Origin of the sequence: Celeribacter neptunius, assembly GCF_900113955.1 — a bacterium.
GTDB lineage: Bacteria > Pseudomonadota > Alphaproteobacteria > Rhodobacterales > Rhodobacteraceae > Celeribacter > Celeribacter neptunius.
Window position 1 is genome coordinate 56,188 of record NZ_FORH01000005.1, and the last position, 25,489, is coordinate 81,676.

A 25,489-nucleotide genomic window follows, 5' to 3' on the forward strand; every position below is an offset into this window, starting at 1 on the left:
GTTGCGATGCGGGGGGCGGAGGCGAAGGGGAGAGCGGCGGCGTGTTCAATCGTCGCGCCACCCATCCCGCGCGGGCTCACTCGACCCAGTGCGCGTCGGTCATGTCATTGGCGGGCACCGGACCGTTTTCCCAGACCCCGGTGAGGCCGGATTTCCAGATCCCGAGTTTCGGTTCGGAATAGAGAAACAGCGCCGGGACATCCTGGGCCAGAAGCTCCTGCGCCGCGCGATAGCCTTCGGCCCGGGCCTCGGGCGTCGCCGCCTCGGCGATCTCGGCGATGGTCGCGTCGAATTCGGGGTTCTCGTAATTGAAGTAATAGGGGTGGCGGGCGTAGATATTGATGTCCAGCGGTTCGGCATGGCCGATGATGGTCATGTCGTAATTGGTGTCCTTGAACACGTCCTGAATCCAGGCCGCCGGGAAATCCGAGCTTTCGATCTTCGCGGTCACGTCGATCTGCGCGAAATAGGCCTGAAGCACCTCGGCGGAGCGCTGGGCATAGGTGCGGGTGGGCACTTTGAAGGTAAATTCGAACCCATCGGCATAGCCCGCCTCGGCCAAGAGCGCCTTGGCGGCCTCGGGGTCATAAGGGAAAGCATCGGTGAGATCCTCGTAAAACGGGCTGGCCGGCGAAAAATGCGATCCGATCGGTGTGCCGAAACCGGATTTGACCGCCTCAACCAGAAGCGCGCGATCCACCGCCATCATCAATGCGCGGCGGACCCGCACGTCATCGAAGGGCGGCTTTGCATTGTTCATGCCCGCCACGACTTCCATTTCGCCGGTGCCGACATGGGTGGTGAACCCCTTGTCCGAGGTGAATTGTTCGAAAAGCTCCGGCGCGCCGAATTCGGCGATGCCGTCGACCTGACCCGAGCGCAGCGCGGCGACCTGGGCCTGCGGATCGGCAATGAAACGCGCGGTCAGAGTGTCGAGCGCCGGTGCCCCGCCCCAGTAGCCGTCGAAAGCGCTCATGATCACCCGGTCGCCCTGACGCCATTCGTCGAGTTTGAACGGCCCGGTGCCGACCGGGGTGCGGCCGTTGCTCTCGGCCGATCCCGGTTCCACCATCACCGCCGCCGGAAAGCCCAGCCAATAGAGCAGATCCGAGGCCGGGTGCGACAGATGCAGCACCAATGTTGCCGGATCGGGGGCCTCGACACTGTCGATCACCGAATAGAGGGCCTTCTGGCCGTTGGTGGAGTCTTCCGCGAGAATGCGCTCCAGGCTGAACTTGGCCACGGCGCTGTCGAAGGCCGCACCGTTGTGGAAACTCACCCCCGGCCGCAGAGCGAATGTATAGCTCAACCCGTCTTCCGAGATGTCCCAGCCGGTGGCCAGCTGCGGTTGCAGCACACCGTCGCGATCGATGGTGACCAGCCCCTCGAAGACGTTCTGCCAGGTCACCTGACCGGCAGCCACGGGGGAGCCTTCGGTCGGGTCGAGGCCGGCGGGTTCCACCGCCTGGATGAAGCTGACCGATCCGGCGGCCAGCGCGGCATGGGGGGCAAGCGCACCAGCGGCAAGCAGCGCGGCGGCAGAGGCGGAGCGGGTAAAGGTCTGGAATGTGGCCCGGAGAGTGAAAAACATGTCGGTTCCCTGTTTGCGTATCTCTTTGTGATCTTCGTCACATCTTGACTTCAGATGAAAGAGCAGATCGAGTGTCTTGAAAACCAAAAATGCAAAGTCACTGTGCTGCGAAAATCGTTGCACTCAGCGGGGCGCCCATGGATTTGGCAACGATTGAATTGATTCAGGAGCTCGCGCGCTCTGGCTCGATCCGCCAGACGGCCGAGCTCAGCGGCATGTCCCCCACAGCGGTGACCCGGCAGCTCGACAAGCTCGAACACGCTTTCGGAACGCCGCTGGTCGAACGCACGCCACGCGGGGTGCGGTTGACGGCGGCGGGTGAAGTGGTCGTGGCCCGGTCGCACAATGTGGCGCGCGAGCTGTCGATGACGCGGCAGATGATCGACGAGTTGAAAGGCCTGCGCCGCGGCCATGTCTCGGTCCATGTCAACGGCGCCGCGATCAGTTCGATCCTCGCTCCGGCGATTTCCGAATTCTCCGGTCTGCATCCGCAGATCTCGATCGAGGTGGTGGTGTCTTCCGCGCAGGCGGCGCTGGATGCGGTGGCCACCGGTCAGACCGATCTGGCGGTGACCATGTTCGCGCCGGTCGACGCCAGGGTGGTCATTCGGTTTCGCATGCCGGTGCGACACGAACCGATCCTGTCACCCGAGCATCCTCTGGCGGCACGCGAAGAGCTGTCCATCTCCGATCTCGTCGGGTGCCGTCTGGCGCTGCCGAACCGCAGTTTCGGAGTGCGCCGCCAGTTCGACGCCCGGCTGCGCGCGCAGGGCTACGAGCCGTCCGAGGCGGCCTTCACCACCTCGTCTCTGGAGTTGCAAAAGGATCTGGCCCGGCGCGGGTCCGCGGTGTTGATCCTGCCGCAGATGACGGTGCAGCGCGAGATCGACAATGGCGATCTGGTGATGCGGCCCTTTACCCCGCAGAGCCGGATCGAGACGCTTCTGGATCTGAGCCATTCCCTCACCCGGCATCAGAGTTTCGCGGCCCGGCAGCTTCTGGAATTTCTCGAGCGCTTCCTCGACCGTCATCACGGCTGACCCGAAGGCCGCGCGCCGGCATTCTCAGTCAATCGCATGTTCTAACGAAAAAAGGCGGCGCGCTCGAAGCGCCCGCCTTTTTTGCTGGCATGACCGGAGATTATTTCCAGGCGTCGTACCAAGCCCGGAAGAGGGCGTACTGGCCGTCCACATGGGCTTTCTGCGCCGGCGACAGCACGTCGGTCTCGTTGAAATGCAGCGCGTATTCCGCGTCGCCGGTCAGGACCATGAGGCGCTTGTAATACAGCACGAGATCGGGGCCCTCATCGAAGGTGGAGAGCACCATCAGCGCCTGTTCCAGTTCCTTTGCCTTCTTGCGGGCCTCGACATCGCCTGTGGCGGCCTTCTCGCTGAGCGCCACGAGGTGCAGCACCTCTTTGGGCAGGGCATTGCCGATGCCGGTGATGGCACCGGTCGCGCCGCAATCGATGAAGCCATGGCAGACCTGGGTATCGACACCGACCATCAGGGTCAGATCGTCATTGCCGGAGGTGATATTCTCGGCCGCATAGGTCAGATCCTTGGCGCCGCCGAATTCCTTGAAGCCGATCAGGTTCGGATAGGCGGTGCGCAGTTCGAAGAACAGATCGGCACGGGTGGCGAAACCGTAATAGGGGCTGTTGTAAATCACCGCCGGAAGGTCTTTCGCGGCCTCCAGGATGGCGGAAAAATGCGCCTTCTGGGCCGCCGGGGAGGAGCCGCGCGACAGGACGCGCGGGATCACCATCAGACCTTTTGCACCGACCTTGGCGGCATGGGCGGCATGGGTGACGGCGGATTGCGTGTTGATTGCGCCGGTGCCGACGATCACGGGCACGCCGGCCTCGATCAGAGCCTCGACGCCCTTCATCCGCTGCGCGTCGGTCAAGAGCGGCCAATCGCCCATCGATCCGCAATAGACCACCGCCGACATGCCCGCCGCGATTAATTCTTGCCCCTTCCGGGCCAGCGCGGCGTAATCGGGCTCTCGGGCCTCGGTGCAGGGGGTCATCAGCGCGGGGATGCAGCCGGTAAAGATCGTGTCGCTCATTTGCGGTCCTTTCAAAGTGTTCGTAGCAGGTGCGTGCCCCATGCCGCCTGTGCCGGGACCGTCTGCCAGTGTCTTGCGATGCGGTGCTGGACTGCCTGCACGGCGGCCTGCCGACGGTGAGTCCAACCTTGTCGAATTTTGAAATACCATTGAGCCGACTTTTTGTCGACAAATAAAATTCAAAAAAGCAAATTGGCCCAAAAACGGCGTAAAACCAGAGGGTTTCGAAGGTTTCTCGTGAACAGAAAAGAGCGGCCTCACCGGGCCGCTCTTGAAAGCGCAATAGTGGATGTTCTGTTATGGGGTCAGAGCGCCAGGAGCGCATTCGGGCGCGTGTCGGCTGCGATATAAGACTGAATCTGGCGCACGATCTGGTCGGCATGGGCGCGGGCCAGTTCATCGGCGCGGGCCACGTCACGGTCGACGATGGCGCGGATCATGTCCTCATGTTCGGTGACATATTGTTCCGGCAGCTTGTCATTGAAGGACGAATAATAGAGCCGCAGGATACGGCGGCCCTCATCCAGCAGCCGGGGGTGAGTTTCAACTCGATGATCTCGTTGCGAAGGGTCTCGTAAACATGGGTCACCCCGGACCCGCGCTTCAACGGCGGGTGCTCGGATTTTTTTTCTTTGGGTTTGGTCATGGCGGAACAGATCCTTGGCTCGGTGTGGAACAAGTTTGCATAAACTGGGAATACGGCGCCATCCCCTTTATAAAATTTTTATTGTCGACAAAACAAATGCAGAATGTTAGCGTCTTGTGGCCGAGATTGGGAAAGGGCGGTTTTCATGCAGGTTTGTGTCATCGGAGCGGGAATTATCGGCGTCAGTGCCGCGTTTGCCCTGTCGCGTGACGGCCATGATGTGACGCTTCTGGACCGCGAAGGCGTGGTTGCGGGGGCCTCAAGCGGCAACGCCGGCGCCTTTGCCTTTGCCGATGTCATTCCGCTGGCCACGCCCGGGATCATGAAGAAAGCGCCGAAATGGCTGCTCGACCCGCTCGGGCCGCTCTCAATTCCGCCCGCCTATGCGTTGAACATCGCGCCCTGGCTGATCCGCTACTGGCGTGCGAGCTGGCGTGACCGCTATGCCGCAGCGCTCAAGGCGCAGTCCGAGATGATGCGCCTCTCGCAAGCAGCGCTCGATGCGCTGGTTGCCGATCTGCAGCTCGCCGATCTCATCCGCCCCGAGGGCCAGATGCAGCTCTACGAAGGCGAGACCGCGTTTCAAGCCAGCCAAAAGGGCTGGGATGAGCGCAAGCGCGCAGGGGTGAAATTCGAGTTTCTGACAGGCGCGGAGGCGATTGCCGAGATCCAACCCGGGATCGACCCGCGCTTCACCCATGCCGGCTTCACGCCCGACTGGAAAAACGTCACCGATCCGGCGCTCTGGACCCGTCGCATCGCCGAAGAGGCGCAGCGTCTGGGCGCCAGTTTCGCCCGCCGCGAGGTCACCCGGATCGAACCGGTGGACCAGGGCGCAATCGTGCATTCTGCGGAAGGCGCGGAGCGGTTCGATAAGGTGGTTCTGGCCGCGGGTGCCTATGGCAATCCGCTTCTGAAATCTCTTGGTCTCAAATTGCCGCTCGAAACCGAGCGCGGCTATAACACGACGCTGCCGGCGGGCGCGTTTGATCTGAAAACCCATCTGACCTTCTCCGACCATGGCTTTGTCGTCACGAAAATCGGCGAAGGCGTACGGGTCGGCGGTGCGGTCGAACTGGGCGGGATGCGCCTGCCGCCGCGCATGGCCCGCGCCGGGGCGCTTTTGACCAAGGCCAAACGCTTCCTGCCGACACTCGACACCGAAGGCGGCACACAATGGATGGGGTTCCGCCCCTCCATGCCCGACTCCCTCCCTGTCATCGGCGCACATCCCGACACCTCTTCCGTGGTGTTCGCCTTTGGCCATGGCCACCTGGGGCTCACGCAATCTGCGGGAACCGCCCGGGTGGTCGCTGATCTGATCGCCGGGCGCACACCGCCTCTCGATCTCACCCCGTTTCGTCCCACCAGATTTGCCGGATATCGCGCATGACCAATCACACGTTTACCTGTATCGACGGCCACACCTGTGGCAATCCCGTGCGTCTCGTGGCGGGCGGTGGCCCGCGTCTCGAAGGCGCGGACATGATCGAGAAGCGCGCGCATTTCCTGCGCGAATTCGACTGGATCCGCACCGGGCTGATGTTCGAACCGCGCGGCCATGACATGATGTCCGGCTCGATCCTCTACCCGCCGACGCGCGAGGATTGCGATGTCGCTGTGCTGTTCATCGAGACCTCCGGTTGCCTGCCGATGTGCGGTCACGGCACGATCGGCACGGTGACCATGGCGATCGAGAACGGGCTGGTGACCCCGAAAGAGCCGGGCAAGCTCATGCTCGATACGCCCGCCGGGCCGGTGGCCATCGATTATCGCCAGGAAGGCCGCTTTGTCGAAGAGGTGCGGCTCACCAATGTGCCCGCGTTCCTCTATGCCGAAGGGATGACCGCCGAGATCGACGCGCTGGGCGAGGTCACGGTGGATGTGTCCTACGGCGGCAATTTCTACGCCATCGTCGAACCGCAGGCCTGTTTTAACGACATGGCCGATTACACGGCGGGCGAATTGATCGAGATGAGCCGGGCGCTGCGCCGGGCGCTCAACGAGAAATACGATTTCGTGCATCCCGAAAAGCCCGAGATCAACGGGCTGTCGCATATCATGTGGACCGGCGCCCCGACGGTCGATGGTGCAACGGCCCGCAATGCGGTGTTCTATGGCGACAAGGCCATCGACCGCTCGCCTTGCGGCACCGGCACATCCGCGCGCATGGCGCAATGGGCCGCCAAAGGCCGGCTCAAGCCGGGCGATGAGTTCATCCACGAAAGCATCATCGGCAGCCTGTTCAAAGGCCGGGTCGAGGCGGCGGTCAAGGTCGGGACCAAGGACGGAGAGCGCGACGCGATCATCCCCTCGATCGGCGGATGGGCGCGTCAAACCGGGTTCAACACCATCTTCATCGACGACCGCGACCCCTACGCACACGGGTTTGCCGTGGTCTGAGGTGTCGTGCGCGGCGTCGGCTGTTCTGAGATTCTGAAAGGATACGACATGACATTCACCCCGCATGGGAAACATCTGATTGCAGGCGACTGGGTCGCGGGGGAGGACACTTTCATGTCCACGCCGGTGACGGGCGAGGGGCAGAGCTTTTCCAAGGGCACGCCCGCGCTGATCGACAAAGCCGTGCAAGCCGCCGAAGACGCGTTCTGGACCTATGGTTACACGACGCGGGAAGAGCGCGCGGTGTTTCTGGAGACCGTCGCCGCCGAAATCGAGGCGCGCGCCGATCTGATCACCCCTACGGCCATGGCCGAGAGTGGTCTGCCCGAAGCGCGTCTTGTCGGCGAACGCGGGCGGACCACCGGTCAGCTCAAACTTTTCGCCGATCACATCCGCAAGGGGGACTATCTGGACCGGCGCCATGACGAAGCCCTGCTGGATCGTGCCCCTCTGCCGCGCCCCGACCTGCGGCTGATGCAGCGCCCGATCGGACCGGTCGCGGTCTTCGGCGCCTCGAACTTTCCGCTGGCCTTCTCGGTCGCGGGCGGGGACACGGCCTCTGCCCTGGCGGCAGGCTGTCCGGTTGTGGTCAAAGGCCACGAGGCGCATCCCGCGACCTCCGAGATCGTCGCCGAAGCCTTCAAGACGGCGATTGAAACATGCGGCCTGCCGGCGGGCGTGTTCTCCATGGTGCATGGCGGCGCGCATGAGGTCGGCGGCGCTTTGGTCCAGCATCCGCTGATCAACGCGGTCGGGTTCACCGGCTCTCTCGCCGGTGGCCGCGCGCTGTTCGATCTTTGTGCCAAGCGGGTCAATCCGATCCCGTTCTTTGGCGAGCTGGGCTCGGTCAACCCGATGTTCCTATTGCCCGAGGCGCTTTCCGCACGGGGCGAGGAGCTTGGCAAAGGCTGGGCCGGATCTCTGGCGATGGGGGCAGGGCAGTTCTGCACCAATCCGGGGATCGTGGTGGCGATTGAGGGCGCTGAGGAAGAGGCCTTTACCAAGGCCGCGCTCGCGGCGCTCACCGCCACCGGGGCGCAGGTCATGCTCACCGAAGGGATTGCCAGTGCCTATGTCAAAGGTGGTGACAAGATCAAAACCCAGCTGGGCGTGCAGGAGCTTTTGACCCAGATGTGTGATCGCCGCGAGGCGAAGCCCTTCCTGTTCAAAGTGAAGGCCGAAGATTGGCTGGCGAATGAAACCCTGTCGGAAGAGGTCTTTGGCCCGCTCGGTCTGATTGTCACCGTGAAAGACATGGCGCAAATGATCGAGGTGGCGAAATCCTTTGAGGGGCAGCTCACCGCCACCCTGCATATGGATGAGGCCGATATGGCGCTGGCGGGCCAACTCATGCCCATTCTCGAACGCAAGGCGGGCCGGGTCATGGCCAACGGTTTCCCGACCGGCGTCGAGGTCTGCGACAGTATGGTGCATGGCGGGCCTTACCCGGCCTCGACCAATTTCGGAGCCACCTCTGTGGGGACGATGGCGATTCGCCGTTTCCTCCGCCCGGTCTGTTATCAGAACATTCCGGCGGGTGTTCTGCCGCAGGACCTCGCGTAACTGCGACTTTCCACGCCCTGATCTGTTTTTCGCAGGTCAGGGCGTTTTCTTTTTCCTGCCCGCAGGTTGCGCAGATGTTAAAAAATACGCGCCGAAATTTTTTAATCTACATTTAAAATACAAATAGTATTTTATTCTGGATTGCGAGCGGCGGTGTTGCTAGCGTGGCGACAGAATGAACAAACAGGGAAGTCACATGAAACGGATACAGTTCTCGCAACGCGCATTCCGAAACACGGCGGTCTGCACGGCCATGACACTGGCACTGGCCGGGGGCGCGCTGGCCCAGGACGCGCAAACGGGTGGGACACTCAAGATTGTCGGCACTGCGGATCTCGATCACTTCGACCCGACGAGCGCGGCGCTGGTGACCACCAACAATTTTCTGCGCGCCACGCAACGCACGCTGATCAGCTATCACGCCTCCACCGACGAAGAAGAGCGCATCCGCCCGGTGGGCGATCTCGCCACCGAGGTGCCACAGCCCACCAATGGCGGTCTGACCTACACGTTCCATCTGCGCGATGGTGCGATGTGGAATACGCCGGGTGGCGCGCGCCAGATCACCTCCGCCGATTTCGAACGCGGCATGAAACGCATGTGCAACCCGGCGCTGGGCTCCGCCATGCTGACCTATTTCGTGTCGCTGATCGACGGGATGGACACGTTCTGCGACGGTTTCGCCGAGGTTGAGCCGACCGTCGAGGCGATGAAGGCCTATATCGAAGACAACGACATCGCGGGGATCACCCAGCCGGACGATCTGACGGTCGAAATCACCCTGTCCGAGACGGCGGGCGATTTCATCTACATGGTGTCCCTGCCGACCTCTGCCCCCGCACCGATCGAAGTGCTTGATTATATGCCGGATGGGCCGGAGTATCGCGAAAACTTCATCGCTTCTGGGCCTTACACGCCGGTGGATTATGTCCCTGACGCCTCGCTGACGCTTGCGCGCAACCCGGCCTGGAGTGCCGAGGCCGATCCGCTGCGCGCCGCCAATGTCGACACGATCGAGATCACCTTTGGCATTCAGCCGGATGCGGCGATCCAACAGCTTCAGGCCGGCGACGCGGATATGGTCTATGACATCACCATCCCGCCGGCGATCCTGTCGCTTTTGACGATGACGGCGGATGAAAAAGTGATGACCATGTCGGCCGGGCGCACCGCGTTCTTGTTCATCAACACCGTGTCCGACAACAATGATGGCGCCTTGCAAGACCTGCGCGTGCGTCAGGCGCTGAACTACGCCATCGACAAGGCGGCGCTGGTGCAACAGATGGGCGGGCCTGCCATTGCGCAACCGCAAAGCGGCATCTTCGGCGCCGGCGTTCTGGGCTATCACGACTTCGATCTCTACCCGTCCGAAGGGGATGCCGGTGATCCCGAGAAGGCCCGCGCACTTCTGGCCGAGGCGGGCTATCCGGACGGGATCACGCTCAAGATGCCCTATCGCAATCAGAACAACCAACCGGAGATCGCCCAGACCATTCAGGCCGCCATGGCGGAGGCCGGGATCACGCTGGAACTGACACCGGTGACGGCCTCGGATTACTATTCCAAATTCATGACCAACCCGCGCAACACCGAAGAGGGGGCGTGGGACATCGCGCCGGTCGGTTGGGCGCCGGATTGGGTCGGTGGTGCTGCTCGCTCGGTCTTCCAGCCGCAGTTCACCTTTGACGGTCGCCATCAGACCTACAACTACACCGACTACAACAACCCGGAGGCCAATGAGGTCGCCAAGCAGGCGATCAACGCCACCACGCCCGAAGAGGCGGCGCGTCTCTGGGCCGAGGTCGATGAGCTGGTGATGGCCGATGCGCCGGTGGTGCCCTATTACTCCGAACAGGTCGTGCTCTACCGCGGCCCTGCGGTCGAGAATTTCCAACCCTATGCGTTGGGCGGGCAGGGCGATTGGACCAATGTCTGGCTGAACCGCTGACAGTCGGTCGCTCTGGCTTGAACCACGGATTGCAGCCGGTGTCCCCCGGCTGCAATCCCGTCTGACTTTCAAAACCAACAACAGAGTTTCGCAGGGTCACCGGCCGCGGAACCACCGAATGGACCTGAAATGGCACTGATAGAAGCGCGCAACGTCACCATCCGTATCCCAACCGAAGACGGGGTGGTCCATGCCGCCAATTCGGTTTCCTTTTCCGTCGAAGAAGGCGAGCTTTTCGGCATCGCGGGCGAGTCCGGTTCGGGCAAAAGCGTCCTGATGCAGGCCATCGCGGGGCTTTTGCCCGGGGCCGAGATCGAGGGCGAAGTGCTGTTCGACGGCCACGACATGCTGACGATGAGCGAGGCCGAGCGACGTGCCCTGCGCGGTGCACAGATCGGAATGATCTTTCAGGACCCGCTTTCCAGCCTGCATCCGTTCTACACCATCGGGTCGCAGATCGCCGAAATGATTCATGCACATGAAAAGGTGGACAAAACCGAAGCGAGACGGCGCGTTGTCGAGATGCTCGAACGGGTCGGCATTGCGGAGGCGGACAAACGATACGAGGCCTATCCTCACGAATTTTCCGGCGGCATGCGGCAGCGTGTGATGATCGCCATGGCACTGATCCTGCGGCCGCCGCTGATCATTGCCGACGAACCGACCACGGCGCTCGATGTGACGGTGCAGGCCCAGATCGTCGAGCTGCTCGACGAGATGCGCCGCAGTTTCGGGACGACCGTGATCATGATTACCCATGATCTCGGGCTTTTGTCCTCGGTCGCCGATCATGTGATGGTGATGTATGCCGGCACGCGGCTCGAGATCGGCGCGACCGGGGCGCTGTTTGCCATGCCGACGCATCCCTACACGCTGGGCCTGTTGCGCTCTTCTCCCGCGGCCGACAGCGATGGCCGTGCGTTGATCCCGATTGCCGGCAAGCCGCCGAGCCTGTTGGCGCGCCCGCGTGGATGTGTTTTCGCGCCGCGCTGTGCGCAGGCGACCGATCTTTGCCACATGTCGCCCCCACCGCTGCGTCGCTATAGTGACGCCACCGAGGCGCTGTGCCATTTCACGGCGAGCCTGCCTGAGGCAGCGCCTGTGTCAGAACTGGCCACCAGCCCCCCCGCGTCGCGAAAATCTGGGCGCTATGTGGTCGAGGCCTCTGGCCTGTCGCTCACCTACCGCACGAAAAAGGGCTTTGGCCGCGCGGTTGAGAACCAGGTTTTGAACGGCGTGGACCTGACCGTGCGCAAGGGCGAGACGCTGGGATTGGTGGGCGAATCCGGCTGTGGCAAGTCCACGCTCGCCCGTGTCTTGGCCGGTCTGGCGGTGCCGACCGACGGCGAGGTGAAAATTCAGGGCGAACCCATCGCCAGCCTTACCGCCGCGCGTTGGCGCGCGATGCGACGGCGGGTGCAGATGGTGTTCCAGGACCCTTTCGGCTCGCTCAATCCGCGCCGCCGCGTCGGTGCGATCATCAGTGACCCGCTGCGCATCCATGACATCGGCACGGCGGCCACGCGCAAGGCGCGGGTGCAGGAGCTGATGGAAATCGTCGGGCTGAATCCCGAACATTTCAACCGTTTCCCCTCCGAGTTCTCCGGTGGTCAGCGGCAAAGGATCGGCATCGCCCGCGCGCTGGCTTTGGAACCCGCGCTGATCATCCTCGATGAACCGGTCTCGGCGCTCGATGTCTCGATCCAGGCGCAGATTCTGAACCTCTTGCAGGCGCTGCAGCGCGATCTGGGCCTGACCTATCTGTTCATCAGCCATGATCTCTCGGTGGTGCGTCACATCTGCGACCGGATCGCGGTGATGGACAAAGGCCAGATCGTCGAAAGCGCCAGCGCCGAGAAGCTGTTCGGCGCGCCCGAACATCCGTTCACCCGCGAGCTTTTGGGGGCCACCCATCATCCGCCCGCTCTGACCGGAGTGGACACGCGCAGCCTGATTGCGGAAACGCCCTTTATGACACAGGAGGCTTTGGTATGAGCCATGCAGATGCCCCAGAGATTGTTCAACCGGAGAGCGTCCAGCCTGAGATCGTCCAGCGCGGCGCCTTTGCCCTCACCATGCGGCGCTTGCTGCGCGATCCGGCGACGCTGATCGCCTTCGCCTTTATCGTGCTGCTGAGCCTCTTCGCCATTTTTGCCCCGCTGACCGAGATCTGGACCGGTCATAGCGCGATTGAGCAATATCGCGAGACCGGTATGACGGCGATGGGCCTGCCCGTGGGCCCCAATGGAACCTTCCTGATGGGCACCGATCAGCTTGGCCGCGATGTCTTCGTGCGTCTGGCTTACGGCGCGCGGATTTCTCTGGCGGTGGGCGTTTTGGCCTCGCTCGCGGCGGCGACGATTGGCGTCACCATCGGCATGTGTGCGGGGTTCTTCGGCGGCTGGGTCGACACGGTTCTGGGCCGGATCATGGATCTGGTGATGAGCGTGCCGTTCCTCTTGTGCGCGCTGGCACTGGTGTCTGTCTTCGGCCCGTCTCTGAGCCTGTCGGTCTCGGTGATCGTGTTTTTCAGCTGGACCACCATCGGCCGGGTGATCCGTGCCGAAAGCGCCTCGATTGCCAAGCGTGAATTCATTCAGGCCAGCCGCTCGATGGGGGCGTCGAACCTGTCGATCCTGATCCGCGATGTGTTGCCCAATCTGGCGGTGCCGATCATCGTCTACACAACAATGATGATCCCGTCCTCCATCGTCTTTGAAGCGACGCTGTCTTTTCTGGGTCTTGGCATCGTGCCGCCGACGCCGAGCTGGGGCGGGATGCTGGCCGATGCGGGGGCCAATTCGATCTACCTCGTGGCCTGGTGGCTGGTGGTGTTTCCGGGCTTTGCCCTGTTGTTCACCACGCTGGCGTTCAACATTCTGGGGGACGGGCTGCGCGATGCTTTGGACCCGAAAGGGCGCAAGATCGTCCGCCGCCGCAAATCCCGCAAAAATCGCTCTACAACTCGCAAGGAGACCGCGCAATGATCGCCTTTCTGACCCGCCGCCTGTCTTTCGGGGTTCTGGTGCTCTTCACGCTCAGCGCCTTCGTCTTCCTGCTGTTCTACGTCGCGCCGGGCGATCCCGCGCGGATGATCGCGGGCGAAAAGGCCACTGCGCAGCAGCTTGCGCAAATCCGAGAGAATCTTGGCCTCGACCGGCCCATTCTGGTGCAATATGCGTCGTTTCTGGGCGATGCGCTGCGGGGCGATCTCGGCTTCTCCTATCGCAACCAACAGCCTGTCGTGGACCTGATCGTGCGGCGCATTCCGGTCACCGTATCCCTGGTCTTGGGCGGTGTCGTGGTCTGGCTCGCCATCGGCATTCCGATCGGCATCATGTCGGCGCGGTTTGCCGGCGGGCTGCGCGATCGGTTGGGGCAGGTGTTCATCCTGATCGGGCTGAGTTTTCCGACCTTCGTTCTGGGCATGCTGGCGCTTTACACGCTGTATTTCCTGCCACGTAAAAATGGCGTCGTGCTGTTCCCGCCCGGCGGCTATGCGCCTTTGCTCGACGATCCGTTGAAATGGGCCTGGCATTTGACCCTGCCGTGGCTGACGCTGGCGCTGGTGACGGCGGCGATCTATGCGAGGCTGACCCGTGGCCAGCTTTTGTCCGTGCTGGGCGAGGATTACATTCGCACCGCCCGCGCCAAGGGGCTGAGCGAGCGCCGCGTGATCTACAAACACGGCATGCGCGCGACCCTGACCGCTCTGGTCACGCAATTGGGCGCCGATATTGCCGTCATGCTCGGCGGTGTGATCGTCATCGAACAGGTCTACGGGCTGCAAGGCGTCGGCTCCATGGCCGTCCAGGCCGTGCGCAATCAGGACCGCCCGATCATCATCGGTGTCGTCCTTTTGGGCGGGCTGTTCATCGTCATTTCCAACATTCTGGTCGACCTGCTCTACGCGGCGCTCGATCCACGTACACGCTGAGGTCCCCATGTCGTCTTTGTCTTATTCCATCCCCGGTCTGGTCCTCACGGATCACAGCCTTGCCGTGCCGCTCGATTGGTCGCAGCCCGAGGGCGAGGCCATCACCTTGTTCGCCCGTGAGGTCGTCGATCCGATGCGCAAGCATGAGGACCTGCCCTGTCTTCTGTTTCTGCAGGGCGGCCCCGGCGGCAAGTCCAACCGGCCCCAGGACGGCACGCCGCCCTGGCTCGACGTGGCGCTCAAACAGTTCCGGGTGATCCTGATGGATCAGCGTGGCACCGGGCGCTCGTCGCCGGTTGAGGGGCGTCATATGGCGCAGTTTTCGGAGGCGGAAAAAGGCGCGGATTTCCTCGCCTGTTTTCGCGCCGACAGCATCATTCGCGATGCCGAACATCTGCGCAAAACCCTTTTCGGCGGGCGCAAATGGTCCACGCTGGGCCAGAGCTACGGTGGCTTCCTGACGCTCACCTACCTGTCCTTTGCGCCCGAGGCTTTGGAGGCCTGTTACGTGACCGGCGGCTTGCCGGGGCTCGAAGCCCATGCCGATGATGTCTACGCCCGCACCTTCCCGCGGGTGAAGGCCAAGACGGAGACCTTCTACGCCCGTTACCCGCAGGATGTCGAAACCGTCGCCCGCATTGCCGATCTTCTGACGCAAGAGGATGTCCGGCTGCCCGATGGCGACCGGCTGAGCGTCGAGCGGTTCCAGACGCTTGGCATGGATTTCGGCATGGCGCCCTGTTTCGAAAACCTGCATTGGCTGCTGGACGAGGCTTTCACTGCGGAGGGTGTCCTCAGCGACACGTTCCTGTTTGAGGTCATGACCCGCACGGGCTTTGCCTCCAATCCGCTGTTCGCCGCCCTGCAGGAGACGATCTATGCCCAAAGCGGCAATGTCTCAGACTGGGCGGCGCAGCGGGCGCGGGAGGCGCATCCGGAGTTCGCCACCGACCAGAGACCTCTGATGTTCACCGGCGAAATGATGTTCCCCTGGATGTTCGAGGACATCCGCACCCTGCGCCCGTTCCGGGACGCTACGGATGCGCTGGCCCGGCGCCGGTTCGATGCGCCATTCTACGATCTGGCGCGGTTGCGGGACAATGAGGTGCCGGTGGCGGCGGTCGTCTATTACGACGACATGTATGTCGATGCCGGGTTGTCTCTGGACACGGCGGATCGGGTTGGCAACCTGCGCGCCTGGGTCACCAATGAATATGAACACGACGGGCTGCGCCGCGATCCGCGCGTGCTTCAGCGCCTGTTCGACATGGTGCAAAGAGGTTTGCAATGACCCCCGCCAACAGACTCGCCGCCCTGCGCGGCTGGATGACGGATCACGGCCTTTCCGCCTGTCTCGTCACCTCCGCCGATGCCCATCAAAGCGAGGATTGCCCGGAGCGCGACCGTTGCTTGGCGTGGCTCAGCGGGTTTTCCGGGTCTCTCGGGCGCGCTCTGGTGACGGCGGAGCGGGCGATCCTTTTCGTCGATGGTCGTTATCAGGTGCAGGCCGCCCGGCAAGTCGATCCCACGTTGTGGCAGATCGCGCATTTGCACGATGCTCCGCCCGAGGCCGTTTTGCGCAGCTTCTCTGAGCCCCTGCAGGTCGGGTACGACCCGATGCTCTGGACCGTGTTGCAGGTTCAGGACTTGGCAGACGCGATTGCGCCCGCAGGGCATGGGCTTGTTGCGCTCGCTGCCGATCCCTTCTCAGACATCTGGCCGGACCGCCCCGCCGCGCCCAAGGGGGCGCTGCGGCAGATGCCGAACGATGTGGCCGGGGAAAGCGGGGCGCATAAACGCGCGCGTGTGCGGCAGCATTTGCGCGAACAGGGGCTTGCGGGTTGGGTGGTGACGAGACCCGATGACATCGCCTGGCTGACCAACACACGAGGGCGCGATATTCCGATGCATCCGGTGCCGCTGTCCTTCGCGATCCTGCCGGTCGAGGGCCCGATGGTTTGGGCCATTTCTGAGGAAAAACTGACATTGGGGCAGGTGACCCCTGATCCCGATATCGAGATCACGCCGCCCGAGCGGTTTCTTGCGCGTCTTGCGCAGATCGCCAAGGGCAAGATCCTCGGCCACGATCCCAATTTCGCGCCGCAGGCGGTCGAGGCCGCAATTGCCGGTGCAGGGGGCACGGCAGTTCGGCGGGACGATCCTGTCACAGCTCTGAAGGCGGCGAAGAATGCGGTGGAACTTGCCGGCTATCGCGACGCACATGTGAAAGACGGTGTGGCCTGGACCGCCTTCATGACCTGGCTGGCCAAGGCTGTGCCCGCGCAGTTTGAGGCGGGAGATCCGGTGACGGAATGCGAGGCGGCGGATGAGATCCTCCGGCTGCGCCGCCAGCAGGACGGGTTTCTGGAGGCCAGTTTCAACTCGATTTCTGCCGCCGGGTCGAACGCCGCCATGTGCCATTATGCGCCGAAACGGGCGGAGAATGTCCCGATCACGCCGGACGCGCTCTACCTGCTCGACAGCGGCGGACAGTATGTCAACGGCACCACGGATGCCACCCGGACCATAGCCTTTGCGCCTGTGTCCGAGGACATCCGGCGGATCGCCACGGCGGTGCTCAAGGGCTTCATCGTCCTGTCCTCGGCGCGGTTCCCGGAAGGCAGCTTTCCGCATCATCTCGATGCGTTGGCCCGCGCGCCTCTGTGGCAGATGGGGTTGGATTACGACCACGGCACCGGCCATGGCGTGGGGCATAATCTTCTGGTGCATGAGCATCCGCACCGCTTCGGCAAACGGGCCAATCCCTATCCGCTTTTGCCCGGTCATATCATGACGATCGAGCCGGGCTATTATCTCGAAGGGCAGTTCGGTCTCAGAATCGAAAATCAGGTCGAGGTGATCGCCGATCCGGACACTCCGGGGTTCTGCCGTTTCGCGCCGCTGACCATGGCGCCGATCCCGCTTGCGCTGTTCGATGTGGGGGCATTGACGGATCAGGAGCGCGGCTGGCTCGATGACTATCATGCGCAAGTCCGGGCGCGCCTGTTGCCGCGACTGCCGGAACCCGCGCGGGATTGGATGATGGCGCAGACCGCGCCCTGCGCCGGGTGATGAAGTCCGCCGCGAGATGCAGGGCATTGGTGAACAGGGGCGTCAGCGCCGAATGGCCGCCTTCACCATGACAGATCGCCTCGAAAGCGGCCTTGCCCCTGTGTCCGATGGCGCCCTGCATTTTTCTTTGTTTCCAAAATAACCAAGCAAAGCGTCTACAAATTTAAGGACGCCTCGAAGGAGCAATCGCAGGTCGCATATTTTTCCGTCAATTGTCGTGCGGAAAATCTGCGACAGGGCCATTGGGAAATCTCAGTGGCAATCGATTTTGGCTGTCACATATCATTTCGATTTCGGGTATTGAATTTTGACCGAGAAATTCCGTTTGGAATTTCTGATATGGAATGTCCCTTTGAGATTTTTCGAGAGCAAGTCGAGCAAATAGGTCCTTTTGGGCATGTCGTATGCGGCGTTCAAACAGTTTCAATTTTCGTTCTTTTTTCGGGGGGGGGACCTGCGAGCCTGATGTCGATGCGGCCCCGAATTTACTATCGGAGTTTGTGCTTCCCATCCGATAGACGGCACCAGCAAAGGGGATCGGGCGAAAGGGCAAATCTTCGCGGACTGCGCGATGAACAACAGTTATATGGCTTCCGAGATCCGAGATGAATGCCTCGTCCTGGCCGTTCATGACCGGACCGCGCCCTCGCATGAAATCGACAGAAACAAGTAAGGAAGTGCCGCATATGGTATGAAACTCGTTGCTCGGTAGGATGACATTCTTCTCTACGTCCCAAATATAGCCGGCGTTGACATGACAACCAGACGGAACCTCTGTTGTGGAAACGAAGTCCGCGAGTCTGGAGCGAGGCTCGTCACTCGGCACAGCTCGAAACACTGAGCCCATGCCGATCCCGCGCCAAATGGCGTAAGCAACTGCCGAACTCCGGTCGCGAATGGATGAAAGTTCAGTGGCAGGTCAGCTTTTCCGCCGTTTGCGAGCGATGCGGTAAGTCATTCGTAAGGGCCCTCGATGTTCGCGCTTTCCAATACGTGAAGATAGCCATAGCAGTATGTAGGCACACCTATTCCGTGAAAAAAAGTCGATCATTACATGGTCGACGTCAACGTGAGCTGCGCTTCGAGGTAGGACGGGTAAACTTTGCGCCATAGCCTGTTCTCTTAGGCAGGCGTTATCGTCGAAAACTTTTCTCTCACCTATTGTCGACTTCGGAGCAGTAAGGAATTTGCGGTCATCTTCAAAGTATTCGTTTAGATAATTCTCAAGCCGAAAACTCTCGCGGGCATTTGAAAAGCTTTTGAGCTCTGCAACTGCATCAGTATAACCATTTACTATTTCGTCGAAAATCGTTTCGGCATTTACCTTCCTACCGCAACATCTCCCGGAAAAATTGAACTTTGCGGCATTTTTGAAATTTTCGGAATTCAACCATCCTGGTCCACCAAAATAATCGTATACATAAGGCGGGCGGCCTGCGGCAATGGCGTATTGAACCGATTTCCCAATTGAGAGGATCAGGTCATTCTCGATGACTTCGTTCGGAGTAACTCTTTGATTTTTATACTCTATGCCGCGTCTTGTTACTTGAAAGCCGTTGGCTTCTAGCTTGTCTAGAGCGCGAATTACTTCGTTTGGAAAATGATTGGAAATCGCAAGAATCTTTCTTGGGGGATTTCCTGTTACAGGCTCCTTGTAGAATTCGTCAGGTGCCGGATTAGGAAAAATCCGCACTCTTGCGTCCGATATTCCTAGTTCTTTCAGGGAGTTAATGGTTTCTTCGCTATTGCACAAGATGACGTCAGCAAACCTCGGCTCCACCACTGGGCCAGGCTTTTCTAATGGAAAGAACGGTGACAGATGGGCGTAAATAACTTTCGGCAACTCCTGTTTTGCTTCTAGGCTTATTAGCTGGTCTGCGAACTGTGAAAGTATTTGATGTTGGCAATAGACAATGTCGAAGTCTGCGATTGCTATATCGTTGCTTTTGGTTGCAATGCTGATGCCGGTATCTTTCAATGGGGAGACAATCAAATCACTGACTTCATTTGCAAAAATGGTAACTTTATGGCCTCGTTTTGTCAGCGCCTCTGCAAGTTCAATAATAATAGTTTCGCTACCGCTCCATTGGAAAAGATGATTTGTAAGCAATAGTGTTTGGGGCATCAATAAACTCCTAGAGTGTCTTTGGGCGATGCTATTTATGCCCTAACAGATTTTCGTTTTGGCGGTTTCACTTCTGAAGATACCTGACCAATACGACGAGTTACATCAAGAGGTTTATGGAGGCATTTAGATAGTGTCTGGCCTGCCCCTTGGATTTCACGTTTATAAGCTCGCGCTGTTCAGGTTTTTGTCCTCTTTTGACCATTGATGATATTCCCAGGGTGTGAGCCCGTCGAGGTTAGAATGTAGGTGCTCGGTGATGGTTATGGTCGTCGTGTTAAGCGCTGATCTGGGCGCGAGCACGGAGCTGATCATCTGCGCCATCATTGCGGCTTTTGGGTAGCGAGCATGTACCTCGGCTTGTAAGAGCTTTGGTTCCAAGTTAGGTGCTTATGAGATTGATATTGTCGGATCGTAGCATGTCACGCAAAACACCTATTCTTTGCCGGATTTTTTTTAAGAAAGCAGGCCCGCCTAGGGGCTATTTTGTGCGGAATTTTCTAACGCAAGAAATGCAGCTGAAATCGGGGATTAAGCTCCTCTATGCCTTTCCTGGGTTTCGCCGTAGTTTTGAGCGCGCTTTGCCAAAGCCTGTTGGTAAGAGATATCAGCAATACGCCGAAAACGCGTCTGTAGATTTTTCCAATTTCTCAGAGATTGTGATTGTAACGCCTCCGCAAACATCTTTCATCGCGCAGTTGCTGGCGGCGCAATTGACACAATTGGGGGTGGTTTGCAGGACAGTGGCGAACTATAGCGCAGATGCACATGATCCAACTGCTCTCTACATTGTTTTTTCCTTGTTTCATCATGAGACTCTCCCTCCAGCGTCACAGCGGATTGCCTTTCAGGTGGAGCAAAAAGAGCAAACACATTACTTTACCCCCCTCTATTTGGCCGGCTTAAACGAGTCTTTGGCGGTTATCGATTACTCGCGAGAGAATATAGAGTTTTTGCGCAATTTGGATTGTGTTTGGTTGTCGCCAGGCGAGCTTCTGATCAAGCGCATATTTTTTTACCCGATTGCACCTATGCCTCAGGGCGACACATATGCCGATCGAGAGGGTATATTGTTTTACGGTGCGATGACCCCCTATCGCAGTAAAATCTTGGACGAGCTGAAAAAGACGCACGATATCGAAGTTGTAACCGACCTCTTCGGGCAGGCTCTAAAAGACAAGCTGGCGCGAGCCAAAGTTGTTTTGAATATTCATCGATCTCAAAGGGCGATACTTGAAACCACGCGGGTTTCTGAGTGCCTGTCCTTTGGTGCACGTGTGGTTTCGGAAGATGTGGTCAATCAGGGTGAATTTCCCGAGCTTGAAGAGCTGATCGATTTTGCGCCTGCTGGCGACATTGATGCGCTTTCGGAAGCGCTGAACAAAGTTTTGCGCACGCCTCATGATCAGACGCCGGAGGTCGAAGCCCTCTATCAAAGCAGTTTGTTACATCTTGTAGAGATACTGGACGACTTGGGTATTCCATACCAAAAGTCGGCGGTTGCATCGCATGATGACAGCGCGGCCTCTGCGCCTGCGGATTAGCGTTATGGGCGTCGTTTTGTCGTGTTTGCTGCCCGACAAATCCGGGCTGCTTTGGCTGAGGCTTGTTACGGCCTAATGCCTATAGGACGCAAGATTTCTCTTGGCGGCGCGTTTGTCGGCCCAGAGCCGGCGATGTTTGCGGAAATGATAGAACTGCGCCCGCGATGTGTCTTGTCCCACTTTCGAGCGCGCAATATCGCTATCGGTCCCTGTTGTGGTGATCGGCGGTTCGATGAAACCATATCCCGCATCGGTCTCGCAATTCCAGCGACGCAGGAAATGATCGATCGGCATGTAGATGTGATGCGCCGTTTCCAGAAACCGGGTGGCGCCTTCACGCGACCAAAGAATGGCCGTCGTCGTATCGGGAAAGTAATGCGCGCGGCACAGGACCCGGGTTTCAGCCCCGGAGACAAACTCTGCAACCTGGCTGCCGAAACGTTTCACGGGACGTCCGAGGTTGACCATGTGCCATCCCGGTTCATGTCCGGCCTCGAAATGCTCGAGTAGGTGCAACAGTGTCGGACCGGCGTCGGGCTTGAGCAAAAGATCATCTTCCAGGCTCAGTCCATAAGGGGCGCTTGAGGCGAGGAAACGCTTTGCCGCATTGATGTGGCTGAAATAACAGCCCAACTCGCCACCTGACAATTTTCGCCCAAACCAGGCGCGAGCTTTGCGTTCGTCATATTCGGGAAAACTCAGAGGATCTGCCTGCCTTCCGTCGAACGCGGAAAGGCGTTCAAATGGAATATGCGCTGCATCCAATTGCTCTTTGGCGGACTGATAACGCTGATCACTGGAGTCCAGATTGATCAAAAAAACTTTGAGATCATTAAAGTTATGCATATGCTCCGCCTCCGCAGGTGAGAAAACTATAGTCAGCTTCGCGTATCAAATCGCCGCTTTGTCGGCGACAGAACTGAATGAAACGCGCCTGAGATAAGTTGAGCGACATATCTCCCCACGAGTTAATGTGAAGCATCACATCACTTGAATATCTAGGTTGAGGGAGACCGGCAACCGGGAATCTGAACCGATCTGGGGAGCTTCCTGTTGGAGACGGCTCCATAGAAATTCACCTGCGCCCAGCGATATTTTCTCCGGTTTGCGACGATCCGACGACAGATCATCTGGGTCCGTCGGCGGCCTGATATGAGAGAGCTGAGCGGAAATCAAATTGCGATACAATTCTGTGCGAATGCGCGGGGTCCTGATGAGCAATTGGGAAATGATGGTCCGCCGCATCGATTGCGGTCGGCGCTCACGGCTGCGGAGTTGACACGCGATCCGGCGCGTGTCGAAGACAGGGCGACACCGAATTTGATGGCCTGTCTGGCGCGAGGAGATCCAGATGAATGGCGGCAAGCCTCTGACCACCCGTGAGTTTCATGTCCTGTTGCACCTGCTCGAGGAACGCAGCGTGACGCGGACCGCCGAGGCGCTCGATCTGAACCAACCCTATGTCAGCCTGGTGCTGAAACGCCTGCGCGAGGCAACCGGCGATCCGATCCTCGTGCGCAGCGGCGCGAAACTGGTTCTCACGGTCCGCGGCGAACAGATGATCGCGCCGTTGCGCGATGTGCTCAAAGGGGTTGATGCGATCGTCGGCCCCCCTGCGCAATTCGATCCGACGACCGCGACCGGCGAGTTTCGCATCGCCTCTGCCGATTGCATGGAGGCGATCATCCTGCCGTCCCTGATTGCCCGGCTGCAGTCCGCGGCCCCCGGGGTGCGCGTGGTTGTCCGCGCGGTTGATCAGGCCTTTGATTACGCCGGCGCGCTCGAGCGCGACGAGCTCGATGTGGTGATCAGCAATTGGCCCGGGGCGCCGCAGCATCTGAAGACCGCGCGGCTGCTCAGCGAGGAGGTGGTCTGTCTCTTCGGTCCGGAACATCCGTTCGCCGGGCAGGAAAGGATCACGCTTCAAGACTATCTCGCCGCCGATCATCTGGCGCCGGTGGCGCGCTCGAAAGCCGACCCCGGGCCGATCGACAGTCACTTGGCAGAGGCCGGCCTCAAACGCGATATCCGGGTGATGCTGCCGGAGTTCAACCTGATCCCGCATATGTTGATGAAAGGCCAGCTGGTCTTTACCAGCAGCGCCAATTTCGCCCGATATCAGAGCTCGATCCTGCCGCTGTCGAGCCGGCCGGCTCCGGCGGAATGCGGCAGTCTGGATTTCTACCTGCTCTGGCACGAACGCGCTCAGGCCGATGCCCGCAATACCTGGCTGCGGCAACAGGTGATGGCCGTGGCCCGTGAATTGAAATCCATATAGTTTCGGCCGGGACTATATCGAAAACGATATAGAGTATTTACCGCTTCGCCGACTCCCGGACGCGGCGGCGGGATTCTAGTCTTTCTGCATACGCGAAATAAACACGGGCGCCGCCATGAGCGTGCGCCGGACAGAAAGCAGCAGGACGCAGAATGACACATTCCACGATGCAATCGACGCTGGTGGCAACAGAGGCCGAGAAATCCGGCCGCTGGGCCGGGCGCAATGCCGACAAGGATCGGCTGCGCCAGGAGATCTGGCAGGCGCTGGAGGACAGTGGCATGAATGTCGGCCCGGTCTGGAGCCGGATCTCGAATTGGGTCGGCGCCGATGTCGCGGCCAAGCGGCTGTCGCAGCTCGGGATCTGGTCCGCGGCGCAGGTGGTGAAATGCAACCCCGATCCACCGCAGATTCCGGTGCGGCTGCGCGCGCTCTACGACGGTAAGACCGTGCTGATGCCGGTGCCGGAATTCGGCACGGGGGATCTGCCTTGGGTGCTGCTCGACCCGAAAGAACTCGAACGCCAGGGCGTGCAATTCGAACTGGCGGCAACCTCGGTGGGGGCGGTGCAGGTCGGGCCGAAACTCTCTTTCGAGGATCTGCCCGAGATCGATCTGGCGGTCTGTGGCTGTGTCGCCGTGACCCGCGCCGGCGGCCGCACCGGCAAGGGCGGCGGCTTTGCCGATCTCGAACTGGGCCTGTTCCGCGATCTTGGAAAGATCGATGCCGGGACCCCAATCGTGACCACGGTGCATTCCTCGATGGTGGTCGAGGACGCGCGCCTGCCGGTGATGGAACATGACTCGCTGCTGAACTGGATCGTCACCGAAGAGGAGGCGATCGAGACCCGGCCGAAGGGGCCGCAGCCGGGCGGGGTGAACTGGGACCTTGTGCTGCCCGAACAGTTCGAAAGCATCTGGTTCCTGAAAGAGCTGAAAGACAAGATTCTCGCTGCGAAGGCGAGCTAGGCCGGGCTGCCATCGGGCCGCCGGTCTGCAAGGGAGGAGAGCCCTGGGAGGAGAGACAGAGATGCGCGCGACCGGCTCGCGCGTGTCACAGCCAACGGGATCGCCAACGCGTGACCCGCAACCGACAAAATCATAATATGCCGAAATCCGGCAGCCAACAGACGGAGACACCCATGACCATGACATCCCTTTCCCGCCGCAGTCTTTTGAAAAGCGGTGCTGCGGCCCTTGCCGCCTCTGCCCTGCCGCTCGGTGCGGCGCGGGCCCAGGACGGCATCACCATCGGCGCCATCTATGTCGGCCCGCGCGATGATTTCGGCTGGAACCAATCTCACGCGGCGGCGATGGATATCCTGCGCGAAGTGCCGGGGGTGAGCGTGGTCGAAGAGGAGAATGTGCCAGAGACCGACGCCGTCGCCAAGTCGATGGAGTCGATGATCAATCTTGACGGGGCCAACCTGATCCTTGCGACGTCTTTTGGCTATTACAATCCTTTCGTGCTCGACGTTGCGGCGAAATACCCGGAGGTGCAGCTGCGCCATTGCGCGCCGCTTTGGAACCCGGACACCGACCCGAAAAACGCCGGCAGCTATTTCAGCTATCTCAATCAGGCGCATTACGTGAACGGTGTCGCCGCGGGTCTTTCGAGCGCCTCGGGCAAGCTCGGTTTCATCGCCGCCAAACCGGTTCAGACCGTGCTGTCGAACTGCAACTCCTTCCTTCTGGGCGCGCGCAGCGTCAATCCCAATGCCACGGTGCAGGTGATCTTCACCGGCTCCTGGTCGATGCCGGTGCGCGAGGCCGAGGCCACCAATGCGCTCATTGATGCCGATTGCGATGTGATCTCGTGTCATGTCGACAGTCCGAAAGTGGTGATCGAGACCGCCGAGGCGCGCGGCGTCAAAAGCTGTGGCCACAATGCCGATCAACGCGCGCTGGCGCCCAACGGGTTCATCACCGGGGCGGAGAGCAAATGGTCGACGACCTACAAGATCTATGCCGAGGCGCTGATGAGCGGCGAAACCGTGCCGAACCTGATCGCCGGCGGCTATCACAACGACATGGTGATGAACACGCCCTTTGGCGCCGGCGCCACGCCGGAGGCGATCACGGCGGCGGGCGCGGCGATCGAGGCGCTCAAGGGCGGCAAGCCGATCTATGTCGGCCCGCTGAAGGACAACACCGGCAAGCTTGTCATCGAAGGCGAGATGGACAATTACGCGCCGGAGCTCGAAAAGATGAATTACCTGCTCGACGGTGTCATCGGCTCGACCACATGATCGCTTCGCCGGGGCGGTCGATCGGGCCGGCCCGGCGCCGCTGTTGGCCGGCCAGGGGTTTCGG

General features: G+C 60.5%; 21 protein-coding genes and 1 pseudogene. 14 read left to right on the forward strand and 8 right to left on the reverse strand.

The annotated features are described in order from the left end of the window. Positions 1 to 76: 76 nt before the first annotated feature. Positions 77 to 1,591: an ABC transporter substrate-binding protein gene (locus BM151_RS13170; protein WP_090061441.1), complete on the reverse strand. Its 1,515-nt coding sequence runs from the start codon at positions 1,589 to 1,591 to the stop codon at positions 77 to 79. Positions 1,592 to 1,728: 137 nt separating this feature from the next. Between BM151_RS13170 and BM151_RS13175 the strand changes: the two genes are divergently transcribed. Beyond that, positions 1,729 to 2,631 carry a LysR family transcriptional regulator gene (locus BM151_RS13175; RefSeq protein ID WP_090061442.1) on the forward strand — a complete coding sequence of 301 codons (903 nt, stop codon included), beginning with the start codon at positions 1,729 to 1,731 and terminating at the stop codon, positions 2,629 to 2,631. Positions 2,632 to 2,731: 100 nt separating this feature from the next. Here BM151_RS13175 and BM151_RS13180 read toward each other — a convergent pair whose 3' ends face one another. The 3 genes from BM151_RS13180 to BM151_RS21465 all read right to left on the reverse strand — a co-directional run bounded on the left by BM151_RS13180 (position 2,732) and on the right by BM151_RS21465 (position 4,307). Then, the gene (locus BM151_RS13180; protein ID WP_090061201.1) at positions 2,732 to 3,661 is read right to left on the reverse strand and encodes a dihydrodipicolinate synthase family protein; all 930 of its coding nucleotides are present in this window, start codon (positions 3,659 to 3,661) and stop codon (positions 2,732 to 2,734) included. Between the two features lie 305 nt (positions 3,662 to 3,966). After that, the gene (locus BM151_RS13185; RefSeq protein WP_342714579.1) at positions 3,967 to 4,191 is read right to left on the reverse strand and encodes an FCD domain-containing protein; all 225 of its coding nucleotides are present in this window, start codon (positions 4,189 to 4,191) and stop codon (positions 3,967 to 3,969) included. Then, positions 4,098 to 4,307 (reverse strand): hypothetical protein, encoded by a 210-nt coding sequence (locus tag BM151_RS21465; RefSeq protein ID WP_143093101.1) that lies wholly within the window; start codon positions 4,305 to 4,307, stop codon positions 4,098 to 4,100. Before BM151_RS21465 ends, BM151_RS13185 begins: the two co-directional genes overlap by 94 nt. 145 nt (positions 4,308 to 4,452) lie before the next feature. Between BM151_RS21465 and BM151_RS13190 the strand changes: the two genes are divergently transcribed. From BM151_RS13190 to BM151_RS13230, 9 genes are all read left to right on the forward strand, one after another. After that, complete coding sequence (locus tag BM151_RS13190; RefSeq protein ID WP_090061202.1) at positions 4,453 to 5,700, forward strand: NAD(P)/FAD-dependent oxidoreductase; 1,248 nt, start codon at positions 4,453 to 4,455, stop codon at positions 5,698 to 5,700. After that, complete coding sequence (locus BM151_RS13195) at positions 5,697 to 6,710, forward strand: 4-hydroxyproline epimerase (protein ID WP_090061203.1); 1,014 nt, start codon at positions 5,697 to 5,699, stop codon at positions 6,708 to 6,710. The genes BM151_RS13190 and BM151_RS13195 overlap by 4 nt, the downstream gene beginning before the upstream one ends. 48 nt (positions 6,711 to 6,758) lie before the next feature. Further along, positions 6,759 to 8,273 (forward strand): aldehyde dehydrogenase (NADP(+)), encoded by a 1,515-nt coding sequence (locus BM151_RS13200; protein ID WP_090061204.1) that lies wholly within the window; start codon positions 6,759 to 6,761, stop codon positions 8,271 to 8,273. A gap of 196 nt (positions 8,274 to 8,469) precedes the next feature. Continuing rightward, positions 8,470 to 10,221 carry an ABC transporter substrate-binding protein gene (locus BM151_RS13205; RefSeq protein ID WP_218151367.1) on the forward strand — a complete coding sequence of 584 codons (1,752 nt, stop codon included), beginning with the start codon at positions 8,470 to 8,472 and terminating at the stop codon, positions 10,219 to 10,221. A 129-nt stretch (positions 10,222 to 10,350) separates the two neighbouring features. Continuing rightward, positions 10,351 to 12,216 carry a dipeptide ABC transporter ATP-binding protein gene (locus tag BM151_RS13210; protein WP_090061205.1) on the forward strand — a complete coding sequence of 622 codons (1,866 nt, stop codon included), beginning with the start codon at positions 10,351 to 10,353 and terminating at the stop codon, positions 12,214 to 12,216. Further along, positions 12,213 to 13,208: an ABC transporter permease gene (locus BM151_RS13215; protein ID WP_090061206.1), complete on the forward strand. Its 996-nt coding sequence runs from the start codon at positions 12,213 to 12,215 to the stop codon at positions 13,206 to 13,208. Before BM151_RS13210 ends, BM151_RS13215 begins: the two co-directional genes overlap by 4 nt. After that, entirely contained in the window at positions 13,205 to 14,158 is a 954-nt protein-coding gene (locus BM151_RS13220) for an ABC transporter permease (protein ID WP_090061207.1), read from the forward strand. Before BM151_RS13215 ends, BM151_RS13220 begins: the two co-directional genes overlap by 4 nt. A gap of 7 nt (positions 14,159 to 14,165) precedes the next feature. Further along, on the forward strand, positions 14,166 to 15,449 hold the full coding sequence (locus BM151_RS13225; RefSeq protein WP_090061208.1) for an alpha/beta fold hydrolase: 1,284 nt from the start codon (positions 14,166 to 14,168) through the stop codon (positions 15,447 to 15,449). Beyond that, on the forward strand, positions 15,446 to 17,230 hold the full coding sequence (locus BM151_RS13230; protein ID WP_090061209.1) for an aminopeptidase P family protein: 1,785 nt from the start codon (positions 15,446 to 15,448) through the stop codon (positions 17,228 to 17,230). Before BM151_RS13225 ends, BM151_RS13230 begins: the two co-directional genes overlap by 4 nt. Positions 17,231 to 17,261: 31 nt before the next feature. On the opposite strand, the pseudogene BM151_RS21870 reads toward BM151_RS13230, so the two are convergent. From BM151_RS21870 to BM151_RS13240, 3 genes and pseudogenes are all read right to left on the reverse strand, one after another. Then, a pseudogene (locus BM151_RS21870) lies at positions 17,262 to 17,351 on the reverse strand (hypothetical protein); the annotation flags it as partial. 87 nt (positions 17,352 to 17,438) lie between these two features. Next, positions 17,439 to 17,861 (reverse strand): hypothetical protein, encoded by a 423-nt coding sequence (locus tag BM151_RS21770; RefSeq protein ID WP_218151368.1) that lies wholly within the window; start codon positions 17,859 to 17,861, stop codon positions 17,439 to 17,441. Positions 17,862 to 18,149: 288 nt separating this feature from the next. Beyond that, on the reverse strand, positions 18,150 to 19,355 hold the full coding sequence (locus tag BM151_RS13240; RefSeq protein WP_090061210.1) for a glycosyltransferase: 1,206 nt from the start codon (positions 19,353 to 19,355) through the stop codon (positions 18,150 to 18,152). A gap of 419 nt (positions 19,356 to 19,774) precedes the next feature. Between BM151_RS13240 and BM151_RS13245 the strand changes: the two genes are divergently transcribed. Next, on the forward strand, positions 19,775 to 20,899 hold the full coding sequence (locus tag BM151_RS13245) for a glycosyltransferase family protein (RefSeq protein WP_090061211.1): 1,125 nt from the start codon (positions 19,775 to 19,777) through the stop codon (positions 20,897 to 20,899). Between the two features lie 72 nt (positions 20,900 to 20,971). On the opposite strand, the gene BM151_RS13250 is transcribed toward BM151_RS13245, so the two are convergent. Further along, positions 20,972 to 21,745, reverse strand: coding sequence for a glycosyltransferase family 25 protein (locus tag BM151_RS13250; RefSeq protein WP_090061212.1), 774 nt, complete (start codon positions 21,743 to 21,745; stop codon positions 20,972 to 20,974). A gap of 505 nt (positions 21,746 to 22,250) precedes the next feature. Here BM151_RS13250 and BM151_RS13255 point away from each other — a divergent pair. The 3 genes from BM151_RS13255 (at position 22,251) to BM151_RS13265 (ending at position 25,425) form a co-directional block, all read left to right on the forward strand. After that, positions 22,251 to 23,177, forward strand: coding sequence for a LysR family transcriptional regulator (locus tag BM151_RS13255; RefSeq protein ID WP_090061213.1), 927 nt, complete (start codon positions 22,251 to 22,253; stop codon positions 23,175 to 23,177). 152 nt (positions 23,178 to 23,329) lie between these two features. Further along, positions 23,330 to 24,145, forward strand: a complete 816-nt coding sequence (locus BM151_RS13260; RefSeq protein WP_245781209.1) for a 5-formyltetrahydrofolate cyclo-ligase — start codon at positions 23,330 to 23,332, stop codon at positions 24,143 to 24,145. Positions 24,146 to 24,318: 173 nt separating this feature from the next. After that, complete coding sequence (locus tag BM151_RS13265) at positions 24,319 to 25,425, forward strand: BMP family ABC transporter substrate-binding protein (protein ID WP_090061215.1); 1,107 nt, start codon at positions 24,319 to 24,321, stop codon at positions 25,423 to 25,425. Positions 25,426 to 25,489: the final 64 nt, after the last annotated feature.

Bases quoted from the DNA above. Each gene is read 5' to 3' on its own strand.
- BM151_RS13170 (WP_090061441.1), bottom strand. From the start codon at position 1,591: ATGTTTTTCACTCTCCGGGCCACATTCCAGACCTTTACCCGCTCCGCC.
- BM151_RS13175 (WP_090061442.1), top strand. From the start codon at position 1,729: ATGGATTTGGCAACGATTGAATTGATTCAGGAGCTCGCGCGCTCTGGC.
- BM151_RS13180 (WP_090061201.1), bottom strand. From the start codon at position 3,661: ATGAGCGACACGATCTTTACCGGCTGCATCCCCGCGCTGATGACCCCC.
- BM151_RS21465 (WP_143093101.1), bottom strand. From the start codon at position 4,307: ATGACCAAACCCAAAGAAAAAAAATCCGAGCACCCGCCGTTGAAGCGC.
- BM151_RS13190 (WP_090061202.1), top strand. From the start codon at position 4,453: ATGCAGGTTTGTGTCATCGGAGCGGGAATTATCGGCGTCAGTGCCGCG.
- BM151_RS13195 (WP_090061203.1), top strand. From the start codon at position 5,697: ATGACCAATCACACGTTTACCTGTATCGACGGCCACACCTGTGGCAAT.
- BM151_RS13200 (WP_090061204.1), top strand. From the start codon at position 6,759: ATGACATTCACCCCGCATGGGAAACATCTGATTGCAGGCGACTGGGTC.
- BM151_RS13205 (WP_218151367.1), top strand. From the start codon at position 8,470: ATGAAACGGATACAGTTCTCGCAACGCGCATTCCGAAACACGGCGGTC.
- BM151_RS13210 (WP_090061205.1), top strand. From the start codon at position 10,351: ATGGCACTGATAGAAGCGCGCAACGTCACCATCCGTATCCCAACCGAA.
- BM151_RS13215 (WP_090061206.1), top strand. From the start codon at position 12,213: ATGAGCCATGCAGATGCCCCAGAGATTGTTCAACCGGAGAGCGTCCAG.
- BM151_RS13220 (WP_090061207.1), top strand. From the start codon at position 13,205: ATGATCGCCTTTCTGACCCGCCGCCTGTCTTTCGGGGTTCTGGTGCTC.
- BM151_RS13225 (WP_090061208.1), top strand. From the start codon at position 14,166: ATGTCGTCTTTGTCTTATTCCATCCCCGGTCTGGTCCTCACGGATCAC.
- BM151_RS13230 (WP_090061209.1), top strand. From the start codon at position 15,446: ATGACCCCCGCCAACAGACTCGCCGCCCTGCGCGGCTGGATGACGGAT.
- BM151_RS21770 (WP_218151368.1), bottom strand. From the start codon at position 17,861: ATGAACGGCCAGGACGAGGCATTCATCTCGGATCTCGGAAGCCATATA.
- BM151_RS13240 (WP_090061210.1), bottom strand. From the start codon at position 19,355: ATGCCCCAAACACTATTGCTTACAAATCATCTTTTCCAATGGAGCGGT.
- BM151_RS13245 (WP_090061211.1), top strand. From the start codon at position 19,775: ATGTCACGCAAAACACCTATTCTTTGCCGGATTTTTTTTAAGAAAGCA.
- BM151_RS13250 (WP_090061212.1), bottom strand. From the start codon at position 21,745: ATGCATAACTTTAATGATCTCAAAGTTTTTTTGATCAATCTGGACTCC.
- BM151_RS13255 (WP_090061213.1), top strand. From the start codon at position 22,251: ATGAATGGCGGCAAGCCTCTGACCACCCGTGAGTTTCATGTCCTGTTG.
- BM151_RS13260 (WP_245781209.1), top strand. From the start codon at position 23,330: ATGACACATTCCACGATGCAATCGACGCTGGTGGCAACAGAGGCCGAG.
- BM151_RS13265 (WP_090061215.1), top strand. From the start codon at position 24,319: ATGACCATGACATCCCTTTCCCGCCGCAGTCTTTTGAAAAGCGGTGCT.